The 20,441-nt window shown below is 62.4% G+C and carries 24 protein-coding genes, 1 tRNA gene and 1 pseudogene; 14 read left to right on the forward strand and 12 right to left on the reverse strand.

The window, feature by feature from the left end; genetic code table 11:
- The first annotated feature begins 63 nt into the window (after window positions 1–63).
- Entirely contained in the window at window positions 64–765 is a 702-nt protein-coding gene (locus ABFX19_RS05895) for an SOS response-associated peptidase (protein WP_277358089.1), read from the forward strand.
- A gap of 3 nt (window positions 766–768) precedes the next feature.
- Here ABFX19_RS05895 and ABFX19_RS05900 read toward each other — a convergent pair whose 3' ends face one another.
- Window positions 769–1,149, reverse strand: coding sequence for a DUF5997 family protein (locus ABFX19_RS05900; protein ID WP_277358090.1), 381 nt, complete (start codon window positions 1,147–1,149; stop codon window positions 769–771).
- A 37-nt stretch (window positions 1,150–1,186) separates the two neighbouring features.
- On the opposite strand from ABFX19_RS05900, the gene ABFX19_RS05905 reads away from it, so the two are divergent.
- Window positions 1,187–1,900 (forward strand): LysR family transcriptional regulator substrate-binding protein, encoded by a 714-nt coding sequence (locus ABFX19_RS05905; RefSeq protein ID WP_277358091.1) that lies wholly within the window; start codon window positions 1,187–1,189, stop codon window positions 1,898–1,900.
- Window positions 1,901–1,907: 7 nt separating this feature from the next.
- On the opposite strand, the gene ABFX19_RS05910 is transcribed toward ABFX19_RS05905, so the two are convergent.
- Entirely contained in the window at window positions 1,908–3,290 is a 1,383-nt protein-coding gene (locus ABFX19_RS05910) for a GH1 family beta-glucosidase (protein ID WP_277358092.1), read from the reverse strand.
- 105 nt (window positions 3,291–3,395) lie between these two features.
- Here ABFX19_RS05910 and ABFX19_RS05915 point away from each other — a divergent pair, with 105 nt between their 5' ends.
- Window positions 3,396–4,262 carry a CPBP family intramembrane glutamic endopeptidase gene (locus tag ABFX19_RS05915; protein ID WP_346027795.1) on the forward strand — a complete coding sequence of 289 codons (867 nt, stop codon included), beginning with the start codon at window positions 3,396–3,398 and terminating at the stop codon, window positions 4,260–4,262.
- On the opposite strand, the gene ABFX19_RS05920 is transcribed toward ABFX19_RS05915, so the two are convergent.
- Window positions 4,263–4,784, reverse strand: coding sequence for a DUF4262 domain-containing protein (locus ABFX19_RS05920; protein WP_346027796.1), 522 nt, complete (start codon window positions 4,782–4,784; stop codon window positions 4,263–4,265). It abuts the gene before it with no gap.
- A gap of 82 nt (window positions 4,785–4,866) precedes the next feature.
- Between ABFX19_RS05920 and ABFX19_RS05925 the strand changes: the two genes are divergently transcribed.
- Genes ABFX19_RS05925 through ABFX19_RS05935 form a run of 3 tightly spaced genes read left to right on the forward strand, consistent with a single transcriptional unit; the run spans window position 4,867 to window position 7,223 of the window.
- Window positions 4,867–5,679 (forward strand): enoyl-CoA hydratase/isomerase family protein, encoded by an 813-nt coding sequence (locus tag ABFX19_RS05925; protein ID WP_056545659.1) that lies wholly within the window; start codon window positions 4,867–4,869, stop codon window positions 5,677–5,679.
- A gap of 51 nt (window positions 5,680–5,730) precedes the next feature.
- A complete protein-coding gene (locus ABFX19_RS05930; RefSeq protein WP_277358095.1) occupies window positions 5,731–6,210 on the forward strand; it encodes a transporter substrate-binding domain-containing protein in 480 nt (159 codons plus the stop codon).
- The gene (locus tag ABFX19_RS05935; RefSeq protein ID WP_346027797.1) at window positions 6,207–7,223 is read left to right on the forward strand and encodes a cation diffusion facilitator family transporter; all 1,017 of its coding nucleotides are present in this window, start codon (window positions 6,207–6,209) and stop codon (window positions 7,221–7,223) included. The genes ABFX19_RS05930 and ABFX19_RS05935 overlap by 4 nt, the downstream gene beginning before the upstream one ends.
- Before the next feature lie 57 nt (window positions 7,224–7,280).
- Here ABFX19_RS05935 and ABFX19_RS05940 read toward each other — a convergent pair whose 3' ends face one another.
- A complete protein-coding gene (locus tag ABFX19_RS05940; RefSeq protein ID WP_277358097.1) occupies window positions 7,281–7,760 on the reverse strand; it encodes a Dps family protein in 480 nt (159 codons plus the stop codon).
- 218 nt (window positions 7,761–7,978) lie between these two features.
- On the opposite strand from ABFX19_RS05940, the pseudogene ABFX19_RS05945 reads away from it, so the two are divergent.
- A pseudogene (locus tag ABFX19_RS05945) lies at window positions 7,979–8,428 on the forward strand (SRPBCC family protein); the annotation flags it as partial.
- 188 nt (window positions 8,429–8,616) lie between these two features.
- On the opposite strand, the gene pstS reads toward ABFX19_RS05945, so the two are convergent.
- Genes pstS through ABFX19_RS05960 form a run of 3 tightly spaced genes read right to left on the reverse strand, consistent with a single transcriptional unit; the run spans window position 8,617 to window position 11,878 of the window.
- Entirely contained in the window at window positions 8,617–9,729 is a 1,113-nt protein-coding gene (gene pstS, locus ABFX19_RS05950; RefSeq protein ID WP_404800711.1) for a phosphate ABC transporter substrate-binding protein PstS, read from the reverse strand.
- Between the two features lie 59 nt (window positions 9,730–9,788).
- On the reverse strand, window positions 9,789–11,276 hold the full coding sequence (locus tag ABFX19_RS05955) for an FAD-dependent oxidoreductase (protein WP_346027798.1): 1,488 nt from the start codon (window positions 11,274–11,276) through the stop codon (window positions 9,789–9,791).
- 29 nt (window positions 11,277–11,305) lie between these two features.
- On the reverse strand, window positions 11,306–11,878 hold the full coding sequence (locus ABFX19_RS05960; protein WP_056545668.1) for a hypothetical protein: 573 nt from the start codon (window positions 11,876–11,878) through the stop codon (window positions 11,306–11,308).
- 110 nt (window positions 11,879–11,988) lie between these two features.
- Between ABFX19_RS05960 and ABFX19_RS05965 the strand changes: the two genes are divergently transcribed.
- Entirely contained in the window at window positions 11,989–12,552 is a 564-nt protein-coding gene (locus ABFX19_RS05965; protein WP_277358100.1) for a cysteine hydrolase family protein, read from the forward strand.
- A gap of 12 nt (window positions 12,553–12,564) precedes the next feature.
- Here ABFX19_RS05965 and ABFX19_RS05970 read toward each other — a convergent pair whose 3' ends face one another.
- Entirely contained in the window at window positions 12,565–12,768 is a 204-nt protein-coding gene (locus ABFX19_RS05970) for a hypothetical protein (RefSeq protein ID WP_277358101.1), read from the reverse strand.
- A 247-nt stretch (window positions 12,769–13,015) separates the two neighbouring features.
- On the opposite strand from ABFX19_RS05970, the gene ABFX19_RS05975 reads away from it, so the two are divergent.
- On the forward strand, window positions 13,016–13,474 hold the full coding sequence (locus tag ABFX19_RS05975) for a DUF4383 domain-containing protein (RefSeq protein WP_277358102.1): 459 nt from the start codon (window positions 13,016–13,018) through the stop codon (window positions 13,472–13,474).
- 98 nt (window positions 13,475–13,572) lie between these two features.
- Here the strand turns inward: ABFX19_RS05975 and ABFX19_RS05980 are convergent, their stop codons facing one another.
- The gene (locus ABFX19_RS05980) at window positions 13,573–14,013 is read right to left on the reverse strand and encodes an Hsp20/alpha crystallin family protein (protein ID WP_277358103.1); all 441 of its coding nucleotides are present in this window, start codon (window positions 14,011–14,013) and stop codon (window positions 13,573–13,575) included.
- Between the two features lie 176 nt (window positions 14,014–14,189).
- A tRNA-Val gene (locus ABFX19_RS05985) sits at window positions 14,190–14,263 on the reverse strand.
- Window positions 14,264–14,401: 138 nt separating this feature from the next.
- Between ABFX19_RS05985 and ABFX19_RS05990 the strand changes: the two genes are divergently transcribed.
- From ABFX19_RS05990 to ABFX19_RS06000, 3 genes are all read left to right on the forward strand, one after another.
- Entirely contained in the window at window positions 14,402–14,647 is a 246-nt protein-coding gene (locus ABFX19_RS05990) for a DUF2630 family protein (RefSeq protein ID WP_277358104.1), read from the forward strand.
- Window positions 14,648–14,725: 78 nt separating this feature from the next.
- A complete protein-coding gene (locus ABFX19_RS05995; protein ID WP_277358105.1) occupies window positions 14,726–15,334 on the forward strand; it encodes a flavodoxin family protein in 609 nt (202 codons plus the stop codon).
- A 90-nt stretch (window positions 15,335–15,424) separates the two neighbouring features.
- Window positions 15,425–16,264 carry a formate/nitrite transporter family protein gene (locus ABFX19_RS06000; RefSeq protein ID WP_277358106.1) on the forward strand — a complete coding sequence of 280 codons (840 nt, stop codon included), beginning with the start codon at window positions 15,425–15,427 and terminating at the stop codon, window positions 16,262–16,264.
- Between the two features lie 59 nt (window positions 16,265–16,323).
- Here ABFX19_RS06000 and ABFX19_RS06005 read toward each other — a convergent pair whose 3' ends face one another.
- A complete protein-coding gene (locus tag ABFX19_RS06005) occupies window positions 16,324–16,572 on the reverse strand; it encodes a hypothetical protein (protein WP_346027799.1) in 249 nt (82 codons plus the stop codon).
- On the reverse strand, window positions 16,572–17,414 hold the full coding sequence (gene ku / locus ABFX19_RS06010; protein WP_277358107.1) for a non-homologous end joining protein Ku: 843 nt from the start codon (window positions 17,412–17,414) through the stop codon (window positions 16,572–16,574). The genes ABFX19_RS06005 and ku overlap by 1 nt, the downstream gene beginning before the upstream one ends.
- A 46-nt stretch (window positions 17,415–17,460) precedes the next feature.
- Here ku and ABFX19_RS06015 point away from each other — a divergent pair, with 46 nt between their 5' ends.
- Together ABFX19_RS06015 and ABFX19_RS06020 are read left to right on the forward strand one after the other, a co-directional pair.
- Window positions 17,461–17,943 (forward strand): SRPBCC domain-containing protein, encoded by a 483-nt coding sequence (locus ABFX19_RS06015; protein WP_056545693.1) that lies wholly within the window; start codon window positions 17,461–17,463, stop codon window positions 17,941–17,943.
- 40 nt (window positions 17,944–17,983) lie between these two features.
- Complete coding sequence (locus ABFX19_RS06020; RefSeq protein ID WP_346027800.1) at window positions 17,984–20,440, forward strand: ATP-dependent DNA ligase; 2,457 nt, start codon at window positions 17,984–17,986, stop codon at window positions 20,438–20,440.
- Window position 20,441: the final 1 nt, after the last annotated feature.

Consider the following 20,441-nt stretch of genomic DNA (forward strand, 5'->3'; position numbering starts at 1 on the left):
TCAATTGGCTTTCCAGGCTGTGGAGGACTTCATGGTCACCCAGTACTCCAGTACCCTGTCTCCATGTGCGGACGCTTTGTAGTGGCAGGCTCGAACAAGGATCTGGTGGACCTTTTCGACGTTGACACGGTGGGCGATGATCTTCCCGAACCGTCGTGGAACATCAGCCCTACCGATCCCGTTCGGGTAGTCCTGGAATCACTCAAAGACGAGCAGGTCACCCGACGCATGGAGGCCGCGCGGTGGTGGTTGACGCCGTCGTTCTCAAAAGAACTGAAAACCAAGGCGCCCACCTTCAACGCCCGGTCGGAAACGGTGGGCAGCAAGCCCACCTTCAAGCCGTCCCTCGAGAGCCGCCGCGCCCTCATTCCTGCCAGCGGCTACTACGAATGGCGAACCGAGGGAAAAACAAAGATTCCGTTCTACATCCACCTGCCGGGAGAACCGGTGGTGTTCGCAGGACTGTACGCCTGGTGGCGCAACAGGGAGTTACCGGATGACCACCCCAACCGCTGGGTACTCTCCTCCACCATCCTGACCCGTCAAGCAGTGGGGCCGGTGGCTGAAATCCACGACCGCACACCGGTGACGCTCCCCCGCGAATTCTGGAACGAGTGGCTGGATCCCACCACAAAGGGGACGCAGGAACTTGCTGATGAAGCGGTTGCAGCAGCCACTCCCGTTGCCGAACAACTGCAATTCCACGAGGTGGCGCCGGTTCGGGAGGACAGCCCGCTGCTGATTGAACCGCTGAACCCGGCGTAGGAGCTAGTCCTTTGCGCGCCGCGCTTCCTTGGCCCGCTTCTCTTCCGCACGTACCCGCGCCATGGTTGAGCGCTCCGCCACCAGCCACTCAGGCGGTGACTGGAGCAGCGCGGTGATTTCCGCCGTCGTCAGTGGGTCTGTGATTCCGCCGCGGGAGAGGCCGCTGATCGAGACACCCAGCTTGTGCGCCACTACGGGACGCGGATGGGGACCGGTGCGGCGAAGCTCGGCAAGCCACTCGGGTGGATTCTCCTGGAGCTGGTTGAAGTCTCCACGGGAGATGTCGTTGTCCTGGAACTCTTGTGGTGTTGCGGGCAGGTAGATGCCAAGTTTCTTCGCGGCGGTAGCCGGTTTCATGGTCTGCGGAGACTTCGCTGGGGTCATCCTCTCAGCGTAACCGCGACTGGGTTACTGTGAAGACGTGCCCGAGCCCCAATCTTCCACGCTGCAGGTCGGCTTTGTTCCCGGGGTAACGCCCGGAAAGTGGGTGGGACGCTGGCGGGAGCGAAACCCTGAGCTTCCGATCGAAGCAACAGAGTACGACGACGGCGCGCTGGCTTCGGCGCTCCGGGCCGGCTCAGTGGACCTTGCGTTCGTCCGCCTGCCCGTGGACAGGGACGCGCTCAGCGTCATCCCGCTTTACGAGGAACTCGCCGTTGTGGTGGTCTCGAAGGAGAACGAGCTCTCCCTGCTTGATGAGGTCCCACTCTCAGAACTGGGCAACGAGAATGTCCTCGACGTGCAGGAATGCGGTGGAGCGCGGATGGCCATCGAAATCGCGGCGTCGGGAGCCGGTGTCGTTGTGCTGCCCATGTCCGTTGCGAGGCATTACAACCGGCGTGATGTCGAGGTTCGGGTTGTACCGGACGCACCTTCCACCAGAATTGCCGTTGCATGGATTGCCGAGAACACCACGGATGACATCGAGGAATTCATCGGGATTGTTCGGGGAAGGACGGCGCGCAGTTCACGGCAGCCGTCGGCCCAGAAGGAAGTACCCAAGCAAAAGGAAACCCGTAGCGAGCCTAAAAAGGCAGCAAAGCCCGCGAAGGGCAGGTCTGCGCCCGGCAGGACCAGGAACAAACCGACCGCCAAAGGTGCGCCGAACCCTCGCGGGCGCGGCCGCCGTCGTTAAGTGAATTTCAGGATGCTTCGGCGGCCAGCGGCGCCGTAGCAGTTTCAGAGTTCATCGTGGCGTTCCTGTGCTGAGCGATAATTTCTGCGTACCGGTGGAAGGAAGCCCGCGGGACGCGGTCGAGTGTGGCCGGTTCCATGCGGATCAGGCCGAACTTCTTGGTGTAGCCCTCCTGCCACTCCCAGTTGTCCACAAGGGTCCAGTGGAAGTAGCCGCGCACGTCGACGCCGTCAGCAATTGCATCACCGATCGCTGCCAGGTGTTTCTCCAGGAACTCGATCCGGCGGGTGTCTTCCACGTCTCCGCCGGGGCCGTCGTCGTAGGCGCAACCGTTCTCGGTGATGTAGATCGGCGGAATGTTGGGGTACTGCTCCTTGAGCTGTTTGAGGATGGTGGTCAACCCGCTGGGGATGACCGGCCAGTCGAAGTCGGTTTTCGGAACGTCCGAATAATCACGCGGCATGAACGGAACCGGAAACAGCGGCGGAGCGGCGCCGACCTTCGTCGGGAAGTAATAGTTGATTCCGTAGAAATCCAGCGGAGTGGAAATGATGTCCATGTCCCCGTCCTGGATGACCTCAAAGGACATGCCTTCGATCTCCGCAAGATCAGCCGGGTACTCACCGGTCAGCAACGGCGCCGCGAACTGGCCGTTGTGGTAGTGATCGTAGAGAAGCGCGAGGTTGCGCTCCTTCTCCGAATCACTTGCCGGCTCCACGGGAGAGTGGTTATTGACGACGCCGATGGGTGTGTCCAGTGTCTCGCGCAACACCCGGACGGCGTGCCCATGCGCAAGCAGCAGGTGATGTGCAACGGAGAATGCGCTGCCCAGCAGCATGAGCCCTGGCGCCGCCCGTCCGATCGCATGCCCGACGCCGGTATGCACCACCGGTTCGTTGACCGTCATCCAGGCGGCAACCTTGCTCCCGAACTCGTCGCGGAGAAGCCGCGTGTAATCGGCGAAAGCATCGATTGTGTCCCGGTTCTGCCAGCCGCCGGCGTCCTGAAGCGCCAGTGGAAGATCCCAGTGATACAGCGTCACCCACGGTTCTATTCCGCGCTCGAGCAGGGAGTCGAGCAGCCGATGGTAGAAAGCGATCCCTTCCGGATTGGCGGGTCCACGGCCTGTGGGCTGAATGCGGGGCCAGGCGATGGACATCCGGTACGCCTTGCCACCCAACTGCTCAAGGAGGTCGAAGTCTTCTTCATACCGGTTGTAGTGGTCGCACGCGATGGCAGGGCTTGAGGCATCGAGGATGTTGCTGTGCTGGCTGGCGTATTCGTCCCAGATACTCGGTCCGCGCCCGCCTTCATTGACCGCACCCTCAATTTGCGCTGCCGCAGTTGAGGTCCCGAATACGAACCCCGCCGGCAATCCGAACTCGCTCATCCGCACTCCCTGATTCCGATGTCCCTTCACTAAAGAGCTCCTCACCCTCACCCGTCAACTGCCCGGACCCGGTTTCTTCCCGGCATAGCCGGATAAGGTGCTTTCATGGCCCGATCTTTTCTTCCGCCCGCAGGGCAGCGAACAACGCTTCGCCTGGCCAATCCAACACAGCTGACTCCCGAAGGACTCCTCGCGCCGAAGTGGGGCGCCGGACTGGCACTGGCAGGGCTGGTGCTTGTAGTACTGCTGCCGCTGCTGGGAACCCTTGCGCTGGTGGAGGTGCTTTCCTTCGGCCCGCCGCTGGTCCTTGCATCCCTGCTGCTGACCTGGACCGCGATGTTCTCAGTGACCTTCTACGCCTCGCGGCGCCATGGATTCCGTTCCCTTGCCCGCGATTTCGGTCTCAGGTTCCGTTGGATCGACCTCGCCGTGGGACTTGGTGTGGGGATTGCGGCACGCATTGTCCTGGCCGTGCTCCTGGCGATTCTCACCCTGCTCTGGCCGCTGCAGGACGGCGAAGTGATCCAGGGCAATGCCGAACTGTTTCTCACGGGCGATACAGTATGGCTGCTCATCAACGGCGTCCTCGGCGGTGTGCTGATTGCGCCCTTCTTGGAGGAGCTGTTCAATCGCGGCCTGGTGTTGCGCGGGATCCAGAATGCACTGTGGCTTCGGCGCACTGGCAACCCCCGCGATTCCGTAACGCCCGCCGTGCAGCGGCGGTCCCTGATGACCTCTACCGTTATTGCCCTTCTGGTGAGTTCCCTTGCTTTCGGTCTGTTGCATACCGGTGCCGTTCCGGACCTCCGGTCTTCCGTCTATCTGCTGCTCAGTACGTTCACGGTGGGCTTGATGTGCGGGGTGCTGACCGTGATCACCGGACGGCTGGGTGCTGCCATAGTGACCCATGTTGTGTTCAACGGCACCGGCGTGGGCTTGCTGCTCCTGGTGCCGCCGGAGCTGCTTCCCTGACTAGGCACTGCCCTTCCCGCCAAGCAGGTCACCGAGTGATCCCCCGGCAAGGAAAGGCTGCGCCGCGAGGAACCGGATCTCCCATTGCTGCGGCAGATGGTTGTCCGAACCCACCGTCCAGTAGACCTGCAGCGCACTGAATCCCTCCTGTCCGTACAGCTGGAACGCATCCCGCAGCCTTTTCAGCGACGCCCCGCGCACCTCGACGGCCTGTCCATCGAACTGGCCGTGGAAAACTTTTGCTCCTGGCTGGGTGAGTAGATGCAGGGCAGGTTCAAGCAACGACCAGGCATGACGCACGTGACCGGGACTTTGGCCGTACAGAATGAGTTCCGGGAGCCCGCGCTCAGTGAGGCCCACTGTGTAGGCGCAGGGCACTTCACCGTGAGCCTGGCTGAAGCGCACCAGGACGCCCTCCCGCGCCACCTGCGCTTCAATGCGCTCGCGGTTAAGGACGTCATCACGCCACAGGTTTGAGAACTCCAGCGACGAGCAGTGGGGGTGAAAGATGAGGTCGGTCATGTGCGCTCCTTCGATGTGCCTGATGCAAAGGTGTCATCCCGCTCCGACATTCTGATGACTTTCGGTCGCTACGCTTGGGATCATGCAGTTTCCCGCGTACGCCACACTCCTGACAGACATCCGCGACACCGTCCTGACCATCACGGTCAACCGGCCGGACGCCCTCAACGCCCTGTCCTCCAGAGTGATCGAGGATCTTGAACACTGCCTCGACGCGGTGTCTGACGTCCTGACAAACGACGACGGCGCGTGGCCGGTTCGCGGCGTCATCATCACCGGCGCGGGGAAGGCGTTTGTTGCCGGTGCGGATATCCGCGAAATGACCGCGATGTCACCGGACGACGCCCACGCCTACAGCTCCCGCATGCACCAGGTCACGCTCGCGATCGAGCAGCTGCCGGTCCCGGTCATCGCTGCCGTCAACGGTTTCGCCCTTGGTGGCGGCTGCGAACTGGCGATGGCCTGCGACGTCATCTATGCGGCGTCGACCGCGTCCTTCGGGCAGCCGGAAGTCAGCCTGGGCCTCGTTCCGGGGTTCGGGGGATCCGTGCGGCTGCCGCAGTACGTCGGGCCGGGCCTGGCGCGCGAGCTCCTCTTCACCGGACGCCGCCTGGATGCCGGGGAAGCCCAGCGGGCGGGTCTCGTCACAGCGCTTTTCGATACCGTCGATGACCTGCTTGACGGTGCGCACAGCACTCTGGCGCTGGTGGCACGTCAGTCTCCCGCCGCCGTCGCGCTCGTCAAGCGGACTCTCATCGCGACTTTGGGCTTGCCCACCGATGAAGGGCTTGCCATCGAGGCGGAGTCCTTCCGGACCGCCTTCGCAACGGAAGACAAGGCGGAGGGAACCCGCGCGTTCCTCGCCAAGGAGCACCCCAGCTTCCCCGGACGCTGACAATCGTGCCCTGACCTGCAGAAACGGCAGGAAGGGGGTATGTTGCTAAGCATGCTGAAGATTGGTGCGGTGATCCCCGGACTGGTGCTCCTCCTCGGACTGACTTCGTGCGGCATCACCATTCCACAGGATCCGGAAGGAACTTTGGAAAAGGTATCTGGAGGCATTCTCCGGGTTGGTGTGAGCGAAAACGCGCAGTGGGTTCAACTGCCGCCTACCGGGGACCCGCAGGGCATCGAGCCGGAATTGGTCGAGGAGTTCGCGGACACACTTGACGCCGCGATCGTGTGGGTCCCAGGCGCAGAACACGAGCTGGCCGGCGACCTGTTCCACGGAGAACTTGATATGGCCATCGGCGGATTCGGCGCGGATACCCCGTGGGTCAAGGAGGCCGGCATTACCCGGCCCTACACCGAGACAGCCGATGAACGCGGCAAGACAATCAAGCACATCATGCTGGTTCCCCTGGGGGAGAATGCCTTCCTGCTGGAGCTTGACCAATTCCTGCAGGCGCAGGAGGTGGAATTGTGAGCACGACCGGCGAAAAAAACACAGCGCGCTTCGGCCATACGGAACTGCCCGAGGAACAGCAGCGTGCCCTGCGCAAGGCAGTCAAATGGGAATGGATCACCATCGGCTTCCTGGTCGTCTCTACGTTCCTGGTGTATCTGGTCCTGGGAAATTCGCAGGCCATGAAGGCCGCGTGGATCGAAGACCTGCTGTCCTTCCTTCCGCCGATCTCGTTTCTCATCGCAACCCGGGTGATCCGTCGTCGTCCCTCCGAGTCCCATCCGTACGGCTATCACCGCGCCGTCGGTGTAGCGCACCTCGTGGCCGCTGTAGCGCTGGTGGTGATGGGTGCGTATCTCATTGTCGATTCCGGCATAGGTCTGTTCACTGCCGAGCACCCTACGATCGGTGGAATCACGCTCTTGGGAAGCACCTTCTGGTTGGGCTGGCTGATGGTACTCGCGATGCTGCTCACCGCTGGGCCTCCCGTAGTCCTCGGAATCGTCAAGATGAAGCTCGCGAGGACGCTTCACGACAAAGTGCTCTACGCCGACGCGGACATGAACAAGGCTGACTGGATGACGGCGCTCTCGGCAGCGGTAGGTGTTCTGGGTATCGGCGTGGGCCTGTGGTGGGCGGACTCGGTGGCAGCGCTCCTCATTTCCACAAGCATCCTGCGCGACGGGATCAAGAACCTTCGCGGAGCCGTCGGCGGCCTGACCGACACACGGGCCCGGACCTACGATGATTCCGAGCCCGATCCCGTCGGTGAGCGCATCGACTCCTATCTCCGCAGCCTGGGTTGGGTCCGGGAAGCCAGATCGAGGGTGCGTGATGAGGGGCACGTGTTCCACATCGAATCGTTCGTAGTGCCGCGGACGTGGCCGAGGGCAACGCTGCGAAGAATCGAGAAGGCCCGGGACGCGTGCGTGGAAATGGACTGGAAAGTACAGGACATGGTCATTGTGCCTGTTGCGGAGCTACCGGAGGAGTTTCTGCCCGGCGTAGCCAAGGGCGGTTCGGAGTACCGCTGACAACACGAAGAGGGTGGCAGTCTCTCGCGACTGCCACCCTCTGTGTCTGTGCGTGCCTTACTTTCGGGCTGGCTTCACCACGTTGGCCGTGGGTGTCATGTTCTCCGCATCGACCATCCAGGCGTACTGCTCCAATTTCTCGATGAAGCCGTGCAGGATGTCTGCGGTGGTGGGATCTTCCTCATCCACCTGGTCATGGACGTCCCGCATCCGGCCGACGGCCGCCTCAAGCATGGCTACCACCATGGAAACGGTGTCCTTGGTATCCACCAGACCGGACGGGAACTCATTCAGTGAGGTTCCTTTGGCGACGACGGCGCTGCGTCCGTCCGGAACAGCGTGCAGGGCGCGCATCCGCTCAGCCATCTGGTCCGCGAAAAGGCGGGCGTCCTCGATGATTTCATCCAGTTGAAGGTGCATGTCGCGGAAGTTCTTGCCGACGACGTTCCAGTGGGCCTGCTTGCCCTGCAGGTGCAGCTCCACCAGATCAACCAGGACAGCCTGCATGTTGTCGGTCAGTGTTTTTGACGCCTTCATAAGTTCCTCCACTCGTGACGGAAATCCGGCCGCTGTTCGCCGCCAGCATCAGCCCCAGCCTAGACCGGCGCTTTCGATCGAATCCAGTTGCTGGGAAAACTCTAAGTAAACTTACCATTCTGTTGATCCGGCAAGAATCGTGGGTTAGCGTGGCGAACAAGCGGTCAGTTATCCGTGATGTTCTGCGCGAAGTTCCAGCAAACGAGGAGGAACAGACAATGGCAACAGTTCAGGAATTCATAGACGTTTCAGTGCCGGTGTCCACCGCCTACAACCAGTGGACGCAGTTCGAAACCTTCCCCGAGTTCATGGGGGGAGTCGAATCGATCACGCAGATCTCCGAAACACACAACCACTGGGTAACCAAGATCGGCGGAGTTGAGCGCGAGTTCGACACCGAGATCACCGAGCAGCATCCCGACGAGCGGATCGCGTGGAAGAGTACCGACGGAAAGTCCCATGCCGGCGTCGTAACCTTCCACCGGCTGAGCGACTCCACCACGCGTGTCACTGTTCAGCTGGATTGGGATCCGGACAGTTTCACCGAGAAGGTCGGCGCAGCTGTCGGCGCCGATGACCGGCAGGTGAAGTCGGACCTCGCACGCTTCAAGGAGTTCATCGAGAACACGGGGAACGAAACCGGTGCCTGGCGCGGTGACGTGGACGCTCCCGGTTCCGGCTCTGCCACGGCCGGCCGGACCGTTGATCCTTTGGCGGGCGGGGCAGGCCTTGCCGATCCATCACTGGATGACCCGGAATCGGGCGGGCCTCGAGCCGCCAACCCGGCTTAGGACGTCAACCAAACGAAGGGCCCTCTCTCGGGAGAGCCCTTCCTTTGGTTAAAGGGATGAATGCCTCACTCTTCGACGCTGATCGTGTTGATTGCCTCGGTCGCGCGTTCCGACAGGTTCTCGGAAATCGGTGCGCTGCCGGCGGCAACCGCAGCGGCCTGCTGACCCTCTTCGCTGACAACGAAGGTACCGAAGGTCTTGACCAGGTTTGCGGTCTGTTCGTCCTCGTAGGTGGAGCAGAAGATGTGGTAGGAAACCAGCACCAGCGGGTATGCGCCGGGGGCTGTGGTTTTTCGGTCCAGGTTGAGGGCGATGTCGAATTCGGCTCGGCCCTCCACCGGCTCAGCCTCGTCGACGGCGGCAGCCGCGGCTTCTGAACTGACAGCGACATACTCGTCACCCACGAGAAGCTTTGCCCGGCCCAGCGGCGGTCCGACGGCGGAATCATCCGCATAGGTGACCGCGCCTTCGGTGGCGGCAACGGTGCTGACGACGCCGGCATTGCCCTTGGCGTTCTCTCCCGCCAGCCCTGCCGGGAAGGTGCCGTCCGCCTCGTTGGTCCAGATCTCCGGCACTACAGCATGCAGATAATCAGTGAAGTTTTCCGTTGTGCCCGAGTCATCGGAGCGGCTGACCGGAGTGATGCGGGTGTCGGGAAGATCAACGCCCTCGTTCTGGCTAGCAATTGCTGGGTCATTCCAGCGCGTGATTTCTCCGCGGAAGATGCGGGCAATAGTCGCGGCGTCGAGGTTCAGCTCTTCGATCCCGGGCAGGTTGAAGGCGATACTGATCGGCGCCACATAGGCCGGGATGTTGAAAGCGCCCTCGGGTCCGCACACTTCACGGGACTCCTCGAGTTCTTCTTCGCTGAGGTAGGCATCGGATCCCGCGAAATCCACGGCTCCGGCCAAAAGTGCACCGCGCCCTGCCCCGGACCCGTCCGGCGAATACTGCACGCGAACGTCCGGATGCATGGTTGCGAACTCCGCCTGCCAGGCATTCATGGCCGGTCCCTGCGCCGATGATCCCGCGCCAGTGATGGTCCCGCTCAGGGTCGAGGTGGCGTTCTGCGCGGCAGCTTCCTGCTCCGGCCCCAGTGGGTAGTCCGAACCGCAGGATGCAACAGTAAGGCCGGCAGCGCAGCTCAGGGCGATGGTCAGCACGCGACGAAAAATCACACGCCCACGATACAGGTGAATACTGGGTGTCCCCACGTTGAACAACTCGTGAACCGGCCCTACGGCGCCTGCAAGTCGCGTGTGGCCGGGCCTTCGAGGCGTACGCCGTCATGGGTGAAGCGGGATCCGTGGAGCGGGCAATCCCAGGATTGCTCGGCGTCATTCCAGCTCAATACCCCGCCGAGGTGGGGGCAGACAGCTGATACCCGGTGCGTCACACCGGCGATTTGGCAGACACCCACCGGCCGGGCACCTTCCCGCACAATCACGCCCTGGCCCTCGGCAGGCCGGGCGTGGGAGGTCCGCGCCAGCCCGCCCAGCCAGCCGGTGACCATTTCGACCCCGACGCCGGCGTTGGTCTTTGCGGTGCTGAGCGCGTCCTGTTTGCCGACCCGGGTCTTATACAGCTCCTTCGCCCACGGCATCTGCCCGCCGAGGATTTCCGCTGACAGGGCCAGCCCTGCAGCCACGCCGTTGGTGAAACCCCACTTGTTGAAGCCGGTTGCCGCGTAGATGGATTGGCCGCCGACGGGCATCTTCCCGACATAGGGAACCGATGACGCCGGCTGGTAGTCCTGCGCCGACCAGCTGAACGCTGCCTGCGCGGTGGGAAAGTGCTCCTGGGTCCAGCGAATGATGTCGTCGACGAGGGACTGCGTATGCGCCTCGCGCCCAACGGTATGTCCGTTGCCGCCCACGATGAGGTACGGGCGTCCCTCGACCATGGCAGTGCGCAACGTACGCGAGGGAGAGTCAACTGACAGGTACATGCCCTGCGGAATCTCGTCCTGCACGGTAAAAGCAACGGCATAGGAACGGTGTGGCTGCAGGACGGAGAAATGCCCGCCACGGTCCAGGATCGGCGTTCCGGTGGCGATGATGACGCTGGCCGCCGAAATCTCGCCCAGCGAGGTCTGGATGGTGCTCCGCTCGCCCTTGGTGCTGCCGGCCTTCACGCCGGTGACCCGAACGCCCTCGATGAGCTCGCCGGAGTGCTTGCGCAGGTCTGCTGCGAGTGCGGCAAGGACCTCCAGTGGATGTACCTGTGCCTGACCAGCCACGCGCAGCGTACGGGTCACCGGGAACGGGAGCTCCGAGGAGTCTTCAAGGACGGCACTGAGTCCGGAAGTGGCGCATGCGTCCCGTTCCTCGCCCAGGAGGCGGGCGCCGTCGTCCGTGATGGCGTAATTGAAGGCGTCCCGGACGTCGTAGCTGACGTTGTTTTCATCGCAGAACCGGAGCAGCCAGCTTTGGCCCTCGCGGTTTGCGGTGACATAGTGACGGGCCAGAGCCGCTCCGTGGTGTTTGATGACCGAGGACAACTGCGTGCCCTGCAGCAGTGAGACTTTGGCCGTGCTGTTCCCGGTAGTCACTGCACCAACCGTTCGCGCCTCCAGGACCGCTACCCGCTGACCGGATCGCGCGAGCAACGTGGCAGTGGTCAGACCGGTGATACCGGCGCCGACCACCACGGAATCGTACTGGCCGTCCGCCTGAAAGGTGTCAACGGGAATGCGCGGTGATGATTCAAGCCAAAGGGACTTCACGGCCAGTTCTCCTTCTGTAGTGCGGTTGATTACCAGTCCAGTTCAATTCCGATGTTGTCTGACGGACCTTCCGGCGCCGTGCCGAGGTAGATCACCTCACCGGTTTCGTCGTCGCGCAGGAAAGTGTGGAAGGTTCCGGGAGTGAGGCTGCCGCTGATCGGCGGGAAGCCCTGTTCGGCGGAGATCCGGTCCTGGAAGCCGACGGCGGGAAGGCCGTCGTCGTTCACAATGAACCAGTCCCACACCGCGCCGGTCGACAGGTCGACCGCGAGAACCGTGCCGGCGGGCCATCCTGCGTCCGGATCCCGGTCTGAACCTGGGATCTGGCGCCCGGCTGAGCGGTCGTACCCGGCGAGGAATTTTCCTGTGTCAGCACGCACCAGGCCAACCAGTAGGGGAAGCCCCGGTGTTCCGGGGGAGAGCGCCGTTGTGTCCCACCATCCGCTGTAGGCAGTCTGCAGCGGGAACACGTCGCCCGGTTCCACGCTCACGGGCAGCGGCTGGAAGTAGGGCGGCGTTGGCGCGGCGGCCGTCTGCGCACTGCAACCCGGAAGAACGACGACGGCGAGCAGCACCGTTACGCCCGGCAGATGCGTCCGCACCGTAATCACCTCCGTGGCGTCAACGCTAGCCCTCGCCGGCCTGCCCCTCAAGGAGGATTCCTAAGTATGCTGTCAAAGAGTTGCAAGGAACCTTCGCAGGGAGGAAGAACATGACGGCTGCACTGCTCATCATTGATATGCAGAAGGCATTTTTTGAAGACGAATCTCTCGGCAATCAGCAGGACTTCCTGGTTGCGGCCTGCAACTCAGCTATCGCGGATGCGCGCGAGGCCGGCATTGCCGTCTATCTCATCCGCACAGAGCACCAGCGGGACAAATCAACGTGGACACTGAGCATGCTCGATGATGATCAGGGTTTCCTTTTCAGCGGCACTGAGCAGGCCGAATTCGTTGATGACCTCGATGTCGAGGGTCTTCCTGAGTTGGTGAAGACGCGCGACAGCGCTTTCTTCGGGACCGACCTGCTGCAGCGCCTGCGCATTCTGGAGGTAGACACGGTGGTCCTCGCAGGGGTTTCAACGCACAATTGCGTGGCCCAGACCGGTGCGGATGCCTACGCGAACAACCTGCGGGTGGTGTACGCCAGGGATGCGGTCGCCTCAACCAACAGTGAGTATGCGCAGAATGTGCTGGGCGTACTGATGGATGAGTACCGTCAGGTTTCCCTCGACGCGAGCGGGATCCGGCAGTTGTTCTCGAAGAAGCGCGCTTAGGCGGTGGACGGATCAGATGCCGATGCTGTAGCCGTCCTCCCGGTGGAACAGCCGACGGCCCGCGCCGTCGTCGGACCGGACCCAGACAACCGAGGAGTCATCGGCGTGATCTTCGAGTACGCCGGAGAACTGGTCTCCCGAGGAGTGCCGAAGGGTTATCTGCTGGCCGCGCCTGAGCGTCGAGAAGTCGGCAAGCGAGGAATGTTGCGAGGTCATTGGGGAAAGGCCTTCCTGAGAGTGTGACTGACGCCACACTAAGGGCCGTTCCTGAATGTTTGGTGAATGAAAACTGGGTAATCGCCCAAATGGACGCGAACGTTTATCGAAAAGATAGCTAAGCAAGCTTTCTATTCTGTTCTGCCTGTGGCACGCTGGCAGTACAAATGGCGGGACATACTGTCCATAGCTCGCAAGATCACGTGCCGGTGTCCGCCAGTCCGGCCACCTTAGAGGGGATAGTGCAATGGCATCAACACATTCAGGGTCGGGTGTAGGCACCCGGACAAACATTCAGAAGGCCGCACTCGCGGTAGGAGTGGTCTTCCTCCTGGTCGGCGTGCTGGGATTCATTCCCGGTATCACCAGCAATTACGACACGCTGCAGTTCGCCGGCCCCGAGTCCGAGGCGCAACTCCTCGGCCTGTTCCAGGTTTCGATCCTGCACAACATTGTTCACCTGCTGTTCGGCGTCGCGGGCGTCGCGATGGCAAAGACTGCAACCGGCGCTTACAACTTCCTGCTGTGGGGCGGCGTTATCTACGCGGTGCTCTTCATCTACGGGCTCATCATCCCGCATGATTCGGCAGCGAACTTCGTCCCGCTGGACGCGGCGGACAACATCCTCCATCTGGGCCTTGCCGTCGGCATGATTGCGCTGGCGCTCGCTCTTCGGGACAAGCACCGCACTGTCCGGGACCGGTAGTCCCGGCTCCAACCAACTACAAACAAACAGAACGACGACGGCGGGCCGCAACCTGCCGTCGTCGTTCTGTTTGTGCTGTGCGTAGCTCCGCTGACGATCTAGGCTTCCACAGCCCTGTCCGTCTGCACCGGCTGGGCGTCTTCGCCGGAAACGACCTCGATCTTGCGGGGCCTTGCGCGCTCGCTGACCGGGATGGTCACGCTGAGCACGCCGTTTTCATAGCGTGCCGAGATGGCATCAATGTCAATACCCTGCCCGAGGTTCAGTTGCCGAAGGAAGGATCCGCTTTCACGCTCGCGGGTCAGCCACTTGACTCCCTCTGCGTTCCGCAGGGTGCGCTCGGCGCGGATGGTCAACAGCTGGCCGTCGACGTCAATGTCAACAGATCCCGGATCAATGCCCGGGAGGTCAGCGCTCAGGATGTAGTGGTCACCCTCGCGGTACAGATCCATCGGCATCAGCCGCAGACCCTGGCGGGGATCCAGAAGTGCGCCGGCCACGCGGTCCAGTTCACGGAATGGGTCGAATTTCATTGCCATGATGGTTCACTCCCTGTGAGTCAGTAGTCTTTCTTCGGGTTGAGTCTGGTTCGCTCAACCTGCAAGTAGATTAGCACTCGCAGGAGGAGAGTGCTAACGGTTTATGTTCGCTCTGAACGAACTATTCGGAACACAAAAAAGCCCGCCCCGCATGCTGCGGGACGGGCTATGAACGGTGCCTGCGCGGGGCCTCGATCCCCGGGCCTTCCGCGTGTGAAGCGGATGCTCTACCAGACTGAGCTACACAGGCAAATAGTTCCCAGTCAGTTTAGGTCATTGGCAGACGGATGATGCAAACGCGGGGGTGCGGTAGATATTCGGGCGGACACTAAGTAGCCTGACTATTTGAGGCTATTCCACTTCTCGATGTCAGCGAAGGAGTTTGGCAATGGACGATGAGGACATTCTGGCGCGGATCCAGGCGCTGGTCGACAAGGAACACGAGCTGCGGGGTTCACCCTCGGGTGACGATGCTCCTGGCGAAGATCGACGCAGCAGCCTGCGGCGGGTCGAGGAACAGCTCGACCAGTGCTGGGACCTGCTCCGTCAGCGGCGGGCGAAGGAAGACGCAGGGGAAAGCCCGCAGGAAGCGGAGGCCCGGCCGATCGACCAGGTAGAGGGCTACCGCCAGTAAGCACATCGATTTGGCAGGACAGCCCCGATACCCCGTTGATAAGGGGCGTGTCCTGCCAACTCAACGAAAGGAATCTTCATGGACGACCTCAAAGCATTTGCACTGATCTGTACTCTCACCCCTTCGCCCGATGCCTCGAGCACCGATGTGATGGCCGACCACATCCTTGGCAAGCTCAAGGAGCAGGGGGTAACGACGTCGTCGGCCCGGGTAGTTGACCACAACGTTGCTCCAGGCGTGCAGATCGACATGGGAAACGGGGATGAATGGCCGCAGCTCCGCCAGCAGATCCTCGATGCGGACATCTTCCTCCTGTGCGCACCTATCTGGGTAGGGCACATGAGCAGCCTGGGACAGCGGGTGTTCGAACGGCTGGACGCCGATCTCTCCTCGACTGATGATGACGGCCGGCCCATCATGTACAACAAGGTCGCTCTGACCGCGGTGGTGGGAAACGAGGACGGCGCCCACCATGTCACTGCCGAGATGCACCAGGGCCTGAACGACATCGGCTTCACCGTCGCGGCGCAGGGCGGTGTCTACTGGGTCGGGGAAGCAATGCAGACCGTGGACTTCAAGGACCTGGACCAGGTACCTGATCCGGTTGCTTCCACAATTTCCTCCATGTCCGTGAACGCTGTCCACCTGGCGAAGTCCCTCAAGGCATCTCCCTACCCAGCTCCCTAGCATCGAGTTGGCAGGACACACCCCGAAAGGGGCCCCAAAAAGGGTGTGTCCTGCGCATTGACGGGTACTACAACGGAATAGGCGAGTCGCTTGAACGATCACAAGAACGATCACAAGAACGATGACGAAGCCCGACGGCGGGAACTCGGCGACAATGCGGGCCCGGTCGAGGAAGAGATCGAGGAATCGTTCGACCGCACAGTGGATGAAGGCGCACAGCGCCTGAACCGCACCTTCCCCGACGTACTCATCACCGGGCTCTTCGGAGGCTTCGAAATAGGGATCGGCGTGATCGCCTATCTGGCGGTGCTTCATGAAACCGACAACCACCTGCTCGCGGGATTGGCCTTCAGCGCGGGACTCATTGCGCTACTGCTGGCCAAGAGCGAACTCTTCACTGAGGGATTCCTGGTTCCCATCGCAGCGGTGACCGCCAAGCAGGCGAGCCTTGCGCAGCTCGGCCGGCTCTGGGGCGGCACCCTGGTGGCGAACCTTGCAGGCGGCTGGATCTTCATGCTGATTGCCATGAACGCCTTCCCGCAGTGGGCCGGGACGGTCACCACGTCCGCCGAGCACTACGTCGACGCCGGGTTCAGCTGGGAATCCATCTGCCTTGCGTTGCTCGGCGGAAGCACAATCACGCTGATGACGCGCATGCAGCACGGCACGGAGGAGATGAGCGGAAAGCTGATGGCCGCCGTCGTTGGCGGGTTTGTGCTCTCCGGCCTGCAGTTATTCCACTCCATCCTGGATTCGCTGCTCATCTTCGGCGCGATCCTCGCGGGCGCCGACATCAGCTACCTGGACTGGCTGGGCTGGTTCGGCTACACCGTTGTGTTCAACGTCATCGGCGGAATCCTGCTGGTTACCGCCCTCCGCCTGGTCCGGGACCGCAAACTCGTGGAGCGCGAACGGGAAAAGACGAGTTGAGCTGGCAGGACACGCCCTGAAAGAGTGCTCATAAGGGGCGTGTCCTGTGAACTCATTGCTCAGCTGCGGCGGGCCAGCCAGCCCAGGGTCAGCGTGCCCATGGTCCGGCGGAAGCCGCTGTCACCCTCCGCCAACTCCAGCGCTGCCCACACCATCAGGCATGCCTTGCTCGCATCCGCCAGCGCCTCCCGGTTCTTCTCGTCGAGCGCCATCATCGATGCGATGCCCAGCAGCGCCCATCCCACAATGGGTGCATTGGGGCGCTTGGCTATTGTCTGCTGTCCGAAGTCATTCCTGATGAATCCCATTACGCGCCTTTCTTCGATGCCGACTTTGCGGGTTTCTTGGCCCCCGCGGAGCCCTTCTTCTCACGATTCTTTTCCACACTCCGACGGAGCGCTTCCATGAGGTCGAGGACGTTTCCTCCCTCTTCTTCTCCGGTTTCCCCGAAGGTCTCATCTGTATCGAGGGCCTCGCCCTTCTCGAGTTTCGCCTCGATGAGTGTGCGCAGCTGCTCCTGGTAGTCGTCCTTGAAGTTCTCGGGATCAAAATCCGAGGAGAAAGACTCGACAAGGGCCGCGGACATCTCCTTCTCCTTGGCCGAAATGCGCACCTTCTCATCGAGCGAGGGGAACGTAGCCTCACGCACCTCGTCCTGCCACAGGAGCGTTTGGATCATCAGGACGTCCCCGCGCACCCGCAGTGCCGCCAGCCGCGACTTCTGCCGCAGCGAGAATTGCACGATCGCCGTCCGGTCCGTTTCCTCCAGCGTGCGCCGGAGCAGCACATACGCCTTGGTGGACTTTGAATCCGGCTCCAGGTAATAGGCGCGGTCGAGCATGATCGGATCGATCTGGTCGCTGGGAACAAACTCGACCACCTCGATCTCGCGGCTCTTTTCCACCGGGAGCGAGGCGAGGTCTTCGCTCGTGAGCACAACGGTGCGCTCGCCGTCGTCGTACGCCTTGTCAATGTTTTTGTACTCGACGATCTCGCCGCAGATTTCACAGCGCCGCTGGTAACGAATGCGGCCGCCGTCCTTGTCATGAACCTGGTGAAGGCTGATGTCGTGGTCCTCGGTGGCGCTGTAAACCTTGACCGGCACGTTGACCAGCCCAAACGCTACTGCACCCTTCCAGATGGCTCTCATGTTCCTAGTGAACCAGTGTTGCCCGTGCCGGTCTACGATTGCTTAGGTGAACTCCGAACCGATGGTTACCAAAACGCTCGCCGATGGAGAACCTGCCCTGTGGTTCGAGATGCGCTTCAACGCGCCGGCCCGGGTGTTGTGGAAGCATTTGGTCGACCCTGAGAAGCTCAAGTACTGGTTCCCCTGCCAGCTGGATGTCCTGCCGCGTCCCGGTGCGGTGGTCACCTTCACGTTCCCCGGCCAGAGGCCGATGGAGGGCACAGTCCTGGAGGCTGAAAAGCCGCGGTTGCTCGCCTACACCTGGGACGAGGAAGTTCTTCGCTGGGAAATCGAGGACGACGACGACGGCGGCAGCCTCCTCACGCTCACCAACACCCTGGCGGAGGGTCAGGACATCGCCCGCTCGGCTGCCGGTTGGCACTTGACGCTCATGGGCCTGGACGACTACCTGAATGAACGCTCCCTGGGGCAGGACCCGGCGCTGTGGGATCAGTACGTGGCGCGGTATGAGGACCAGCTGGGCGGCTGAGCCACTGGCGTAATCGGCGCTTCCCTACAAGACTGGGCAAATGGCTCCAGGCAGCGCGCAGCAGACGGTTACCGTCGATGGGCGCCGCCTGAAACTCACCAGCCTGGACCGCGTGATGTATCCGGAAACCGGAACCACGAAGGCGGACGTGCTGGCTTATTACGCGGCCGTCGCCGACTGCCTCATACCGCATGCCCGCAATCGTCCCGTCACCCGCAAACGGTGGGTCAACGGCGTCGGTACCGAGGAGAAGCCGGGCGAGGTGTTCTTCCAGAAGAACCTCGACAAGTCGGCGCCGTCGTGGATTGAGCGCCACGGGATCGAGCACAGCGACCACACCAACGTCTATCCGATGCTCAACAACCTTGCCACCCTGACTTGGCTGGGACAGATCTCCGCCCTTGAGATCCACGTTCCGCAGTGGCAGTTCGGGCATGAGGGTGAGTTGAACAACCCGGACCGGATGGTTCTGGACCTGGATCCGGGGCCGGGTGCTTCCCTTCCCGAATGCGCCGAGGTGGCGCGGCTCGCCCGGGAGATCCTGAACGACATGGGCCTCGATCCGCGTCCGGTGACCAGCGGCTCGAAGGGAATCCACCTGTATGCGGCGCTGAATCGGGAACAGACCTCGGACCAGGTCTCCGCGGTCGCGAAGGAACTGGCTCGTATCCTCGAGGCTGACCACCCGGATCTGGTGGTCAGCGATATGAAGAAGTCGCTGCGCGGCGGGAAGGTGCTCCTGGACTGGAGCCAGAACAACCGCAACAAGACCACCATCACGCCGTACTCGCTCCGCGGGAAGGCCCACCCCATGGTCGCCGCGCCGCGCACCTGGGAGGAACTCGACGATCCGGACCTGGCGCACCTCGACTTCGAGCAGGTGATCGAGCGCATTCGTGAGCACGGCGATCTGCTCGCGGACATGGATCGCGGGCAGGCCGGCTTGGAGCCCATGTCCTCAAACCTCCAGCACAACGACGACGGCGGCCCGGACCGGCTGCACACGTACCGTTCGATGCGGGACGCTTCGAAGACACCGGAACCCGTCCCGGATGCGGTAGGGGAGCCGGGCGGCAACAGTTTTGTGATCCAGGAACATCACGCGCGTCGGCTGCACTACGATTTCCGGCTGGAACGCGACGGCGTCCTGGTTTCCTGGGCGATTCCGAAGGGACCGCCGACGTCCACGGGCGAGAATCACCTCGCCGTCCAGACCGAAGACCATCCGCTGGATTACGGCTCCTTCGAGGGCACTATCCCCAAGGGCGAGTACGGGGCCGGTGAGGTCTATATTTGGGATTCTGGCACGTACGAGGCTGAGAAGTGGCGGCCCGGCAAAGAGGTCATCTGCACGCTGCAGGGCCGGGAGGACGGCGGACTGGCCAAGGGCGGCAATGCGGTCCGGCGGTTCGCACTCATTCACACGGGCGGCTCGACTGACTCAGCCGAGAAGAACTGGCTCATCCATCTGATGAAGGAGCAGCCCGGGCAGCCATCGCCTCCCGCCTTTACGGTCCGGCCCACCGAGGAGTTGCCCACGCTCAAACCAATGCTCGCCACCAGTGGTTCGCCAGGACTGCTGCGCTCCGAGGAGGACTGGGCATTCGAGATGAAGTGGGACGGTATCCGCGCTGTCGCTACGGTGACGCCGGAGGGAACCCGCCTGCTGAGCCGCAACGGCAACGACCTGACCAAGGCGTACCCGGAACTGGCCGATCTCGGCAGCTACGTCAACGCGGAGCAAGCGGTGCTCGACGGTGAGATTGTCGTCATCAACAAAGCCGGCCGCCCGGACTTCGGCTTGCTGCAGGGGCGCATGAACCTGACCAAGAAGTCCGACATCGATGCGGCGCGGAGGCGGACGCCTGTTCATTTCCTGCTGTTTGACCTGCTGCATCTCGACGGCAACTCGCTGCTGGACCTCGGCTACACCCAGCGCCGGGAAGTACTTGAGCAGGCGGTGGACGCGCCGGGCGACGGTCACATCCAGGTGCCGCCCGCCCTCGACGCGACTCTCGATGAGGCGATCGACGCGAGCAAGCAGCTTGGCCTCGAAGGGATCATGGCGAAACGGGTCAACAGCACCTATTCGCCCGGCCGGCGCTCGGAATCGTGGGTGAAAATCAAGCACTCGTTGACCCAGGAAGTGGTTGTGGTCGGTTGGCGGCCGGGCAAGGGCAGCCGCGCCCACAAGGTCGGTTCACTGCTCGTGGCGATTCCCGACGGCGTTGACCTGAAGTACATCGGCCGGGTGGGTTCGGGCCTGACCGAACGTGAGCTGGCGGAGATCGGGTCGCGGCTCAAGAAAATGGGACGCAAGACTGCACCGCTCGATGACGTTCCGGCCCCTGACGCATCAGACGCACGCTGGGTCCGGCCGGCACTGGTCGGAGAGGTGCAGTTCAGTGAACGCACGTCCACCGGCAAGCTGCGCCATCCGGTCTGGCGGGGGTGGCGGCCGGACAAAAAGCCGTCCGACGTCGTCGTCGAAATCTGAT

Origin of the sequence: Arthrobacter parietis, from assembly GCF_039530425.1 — a bacterium.
GTDB lineage: Bacteria > Actinomycetota > Actinomycetes > Actinomycetales > Micrococcaceae > Arthrobacter_D > Arthrobacter_D parietis.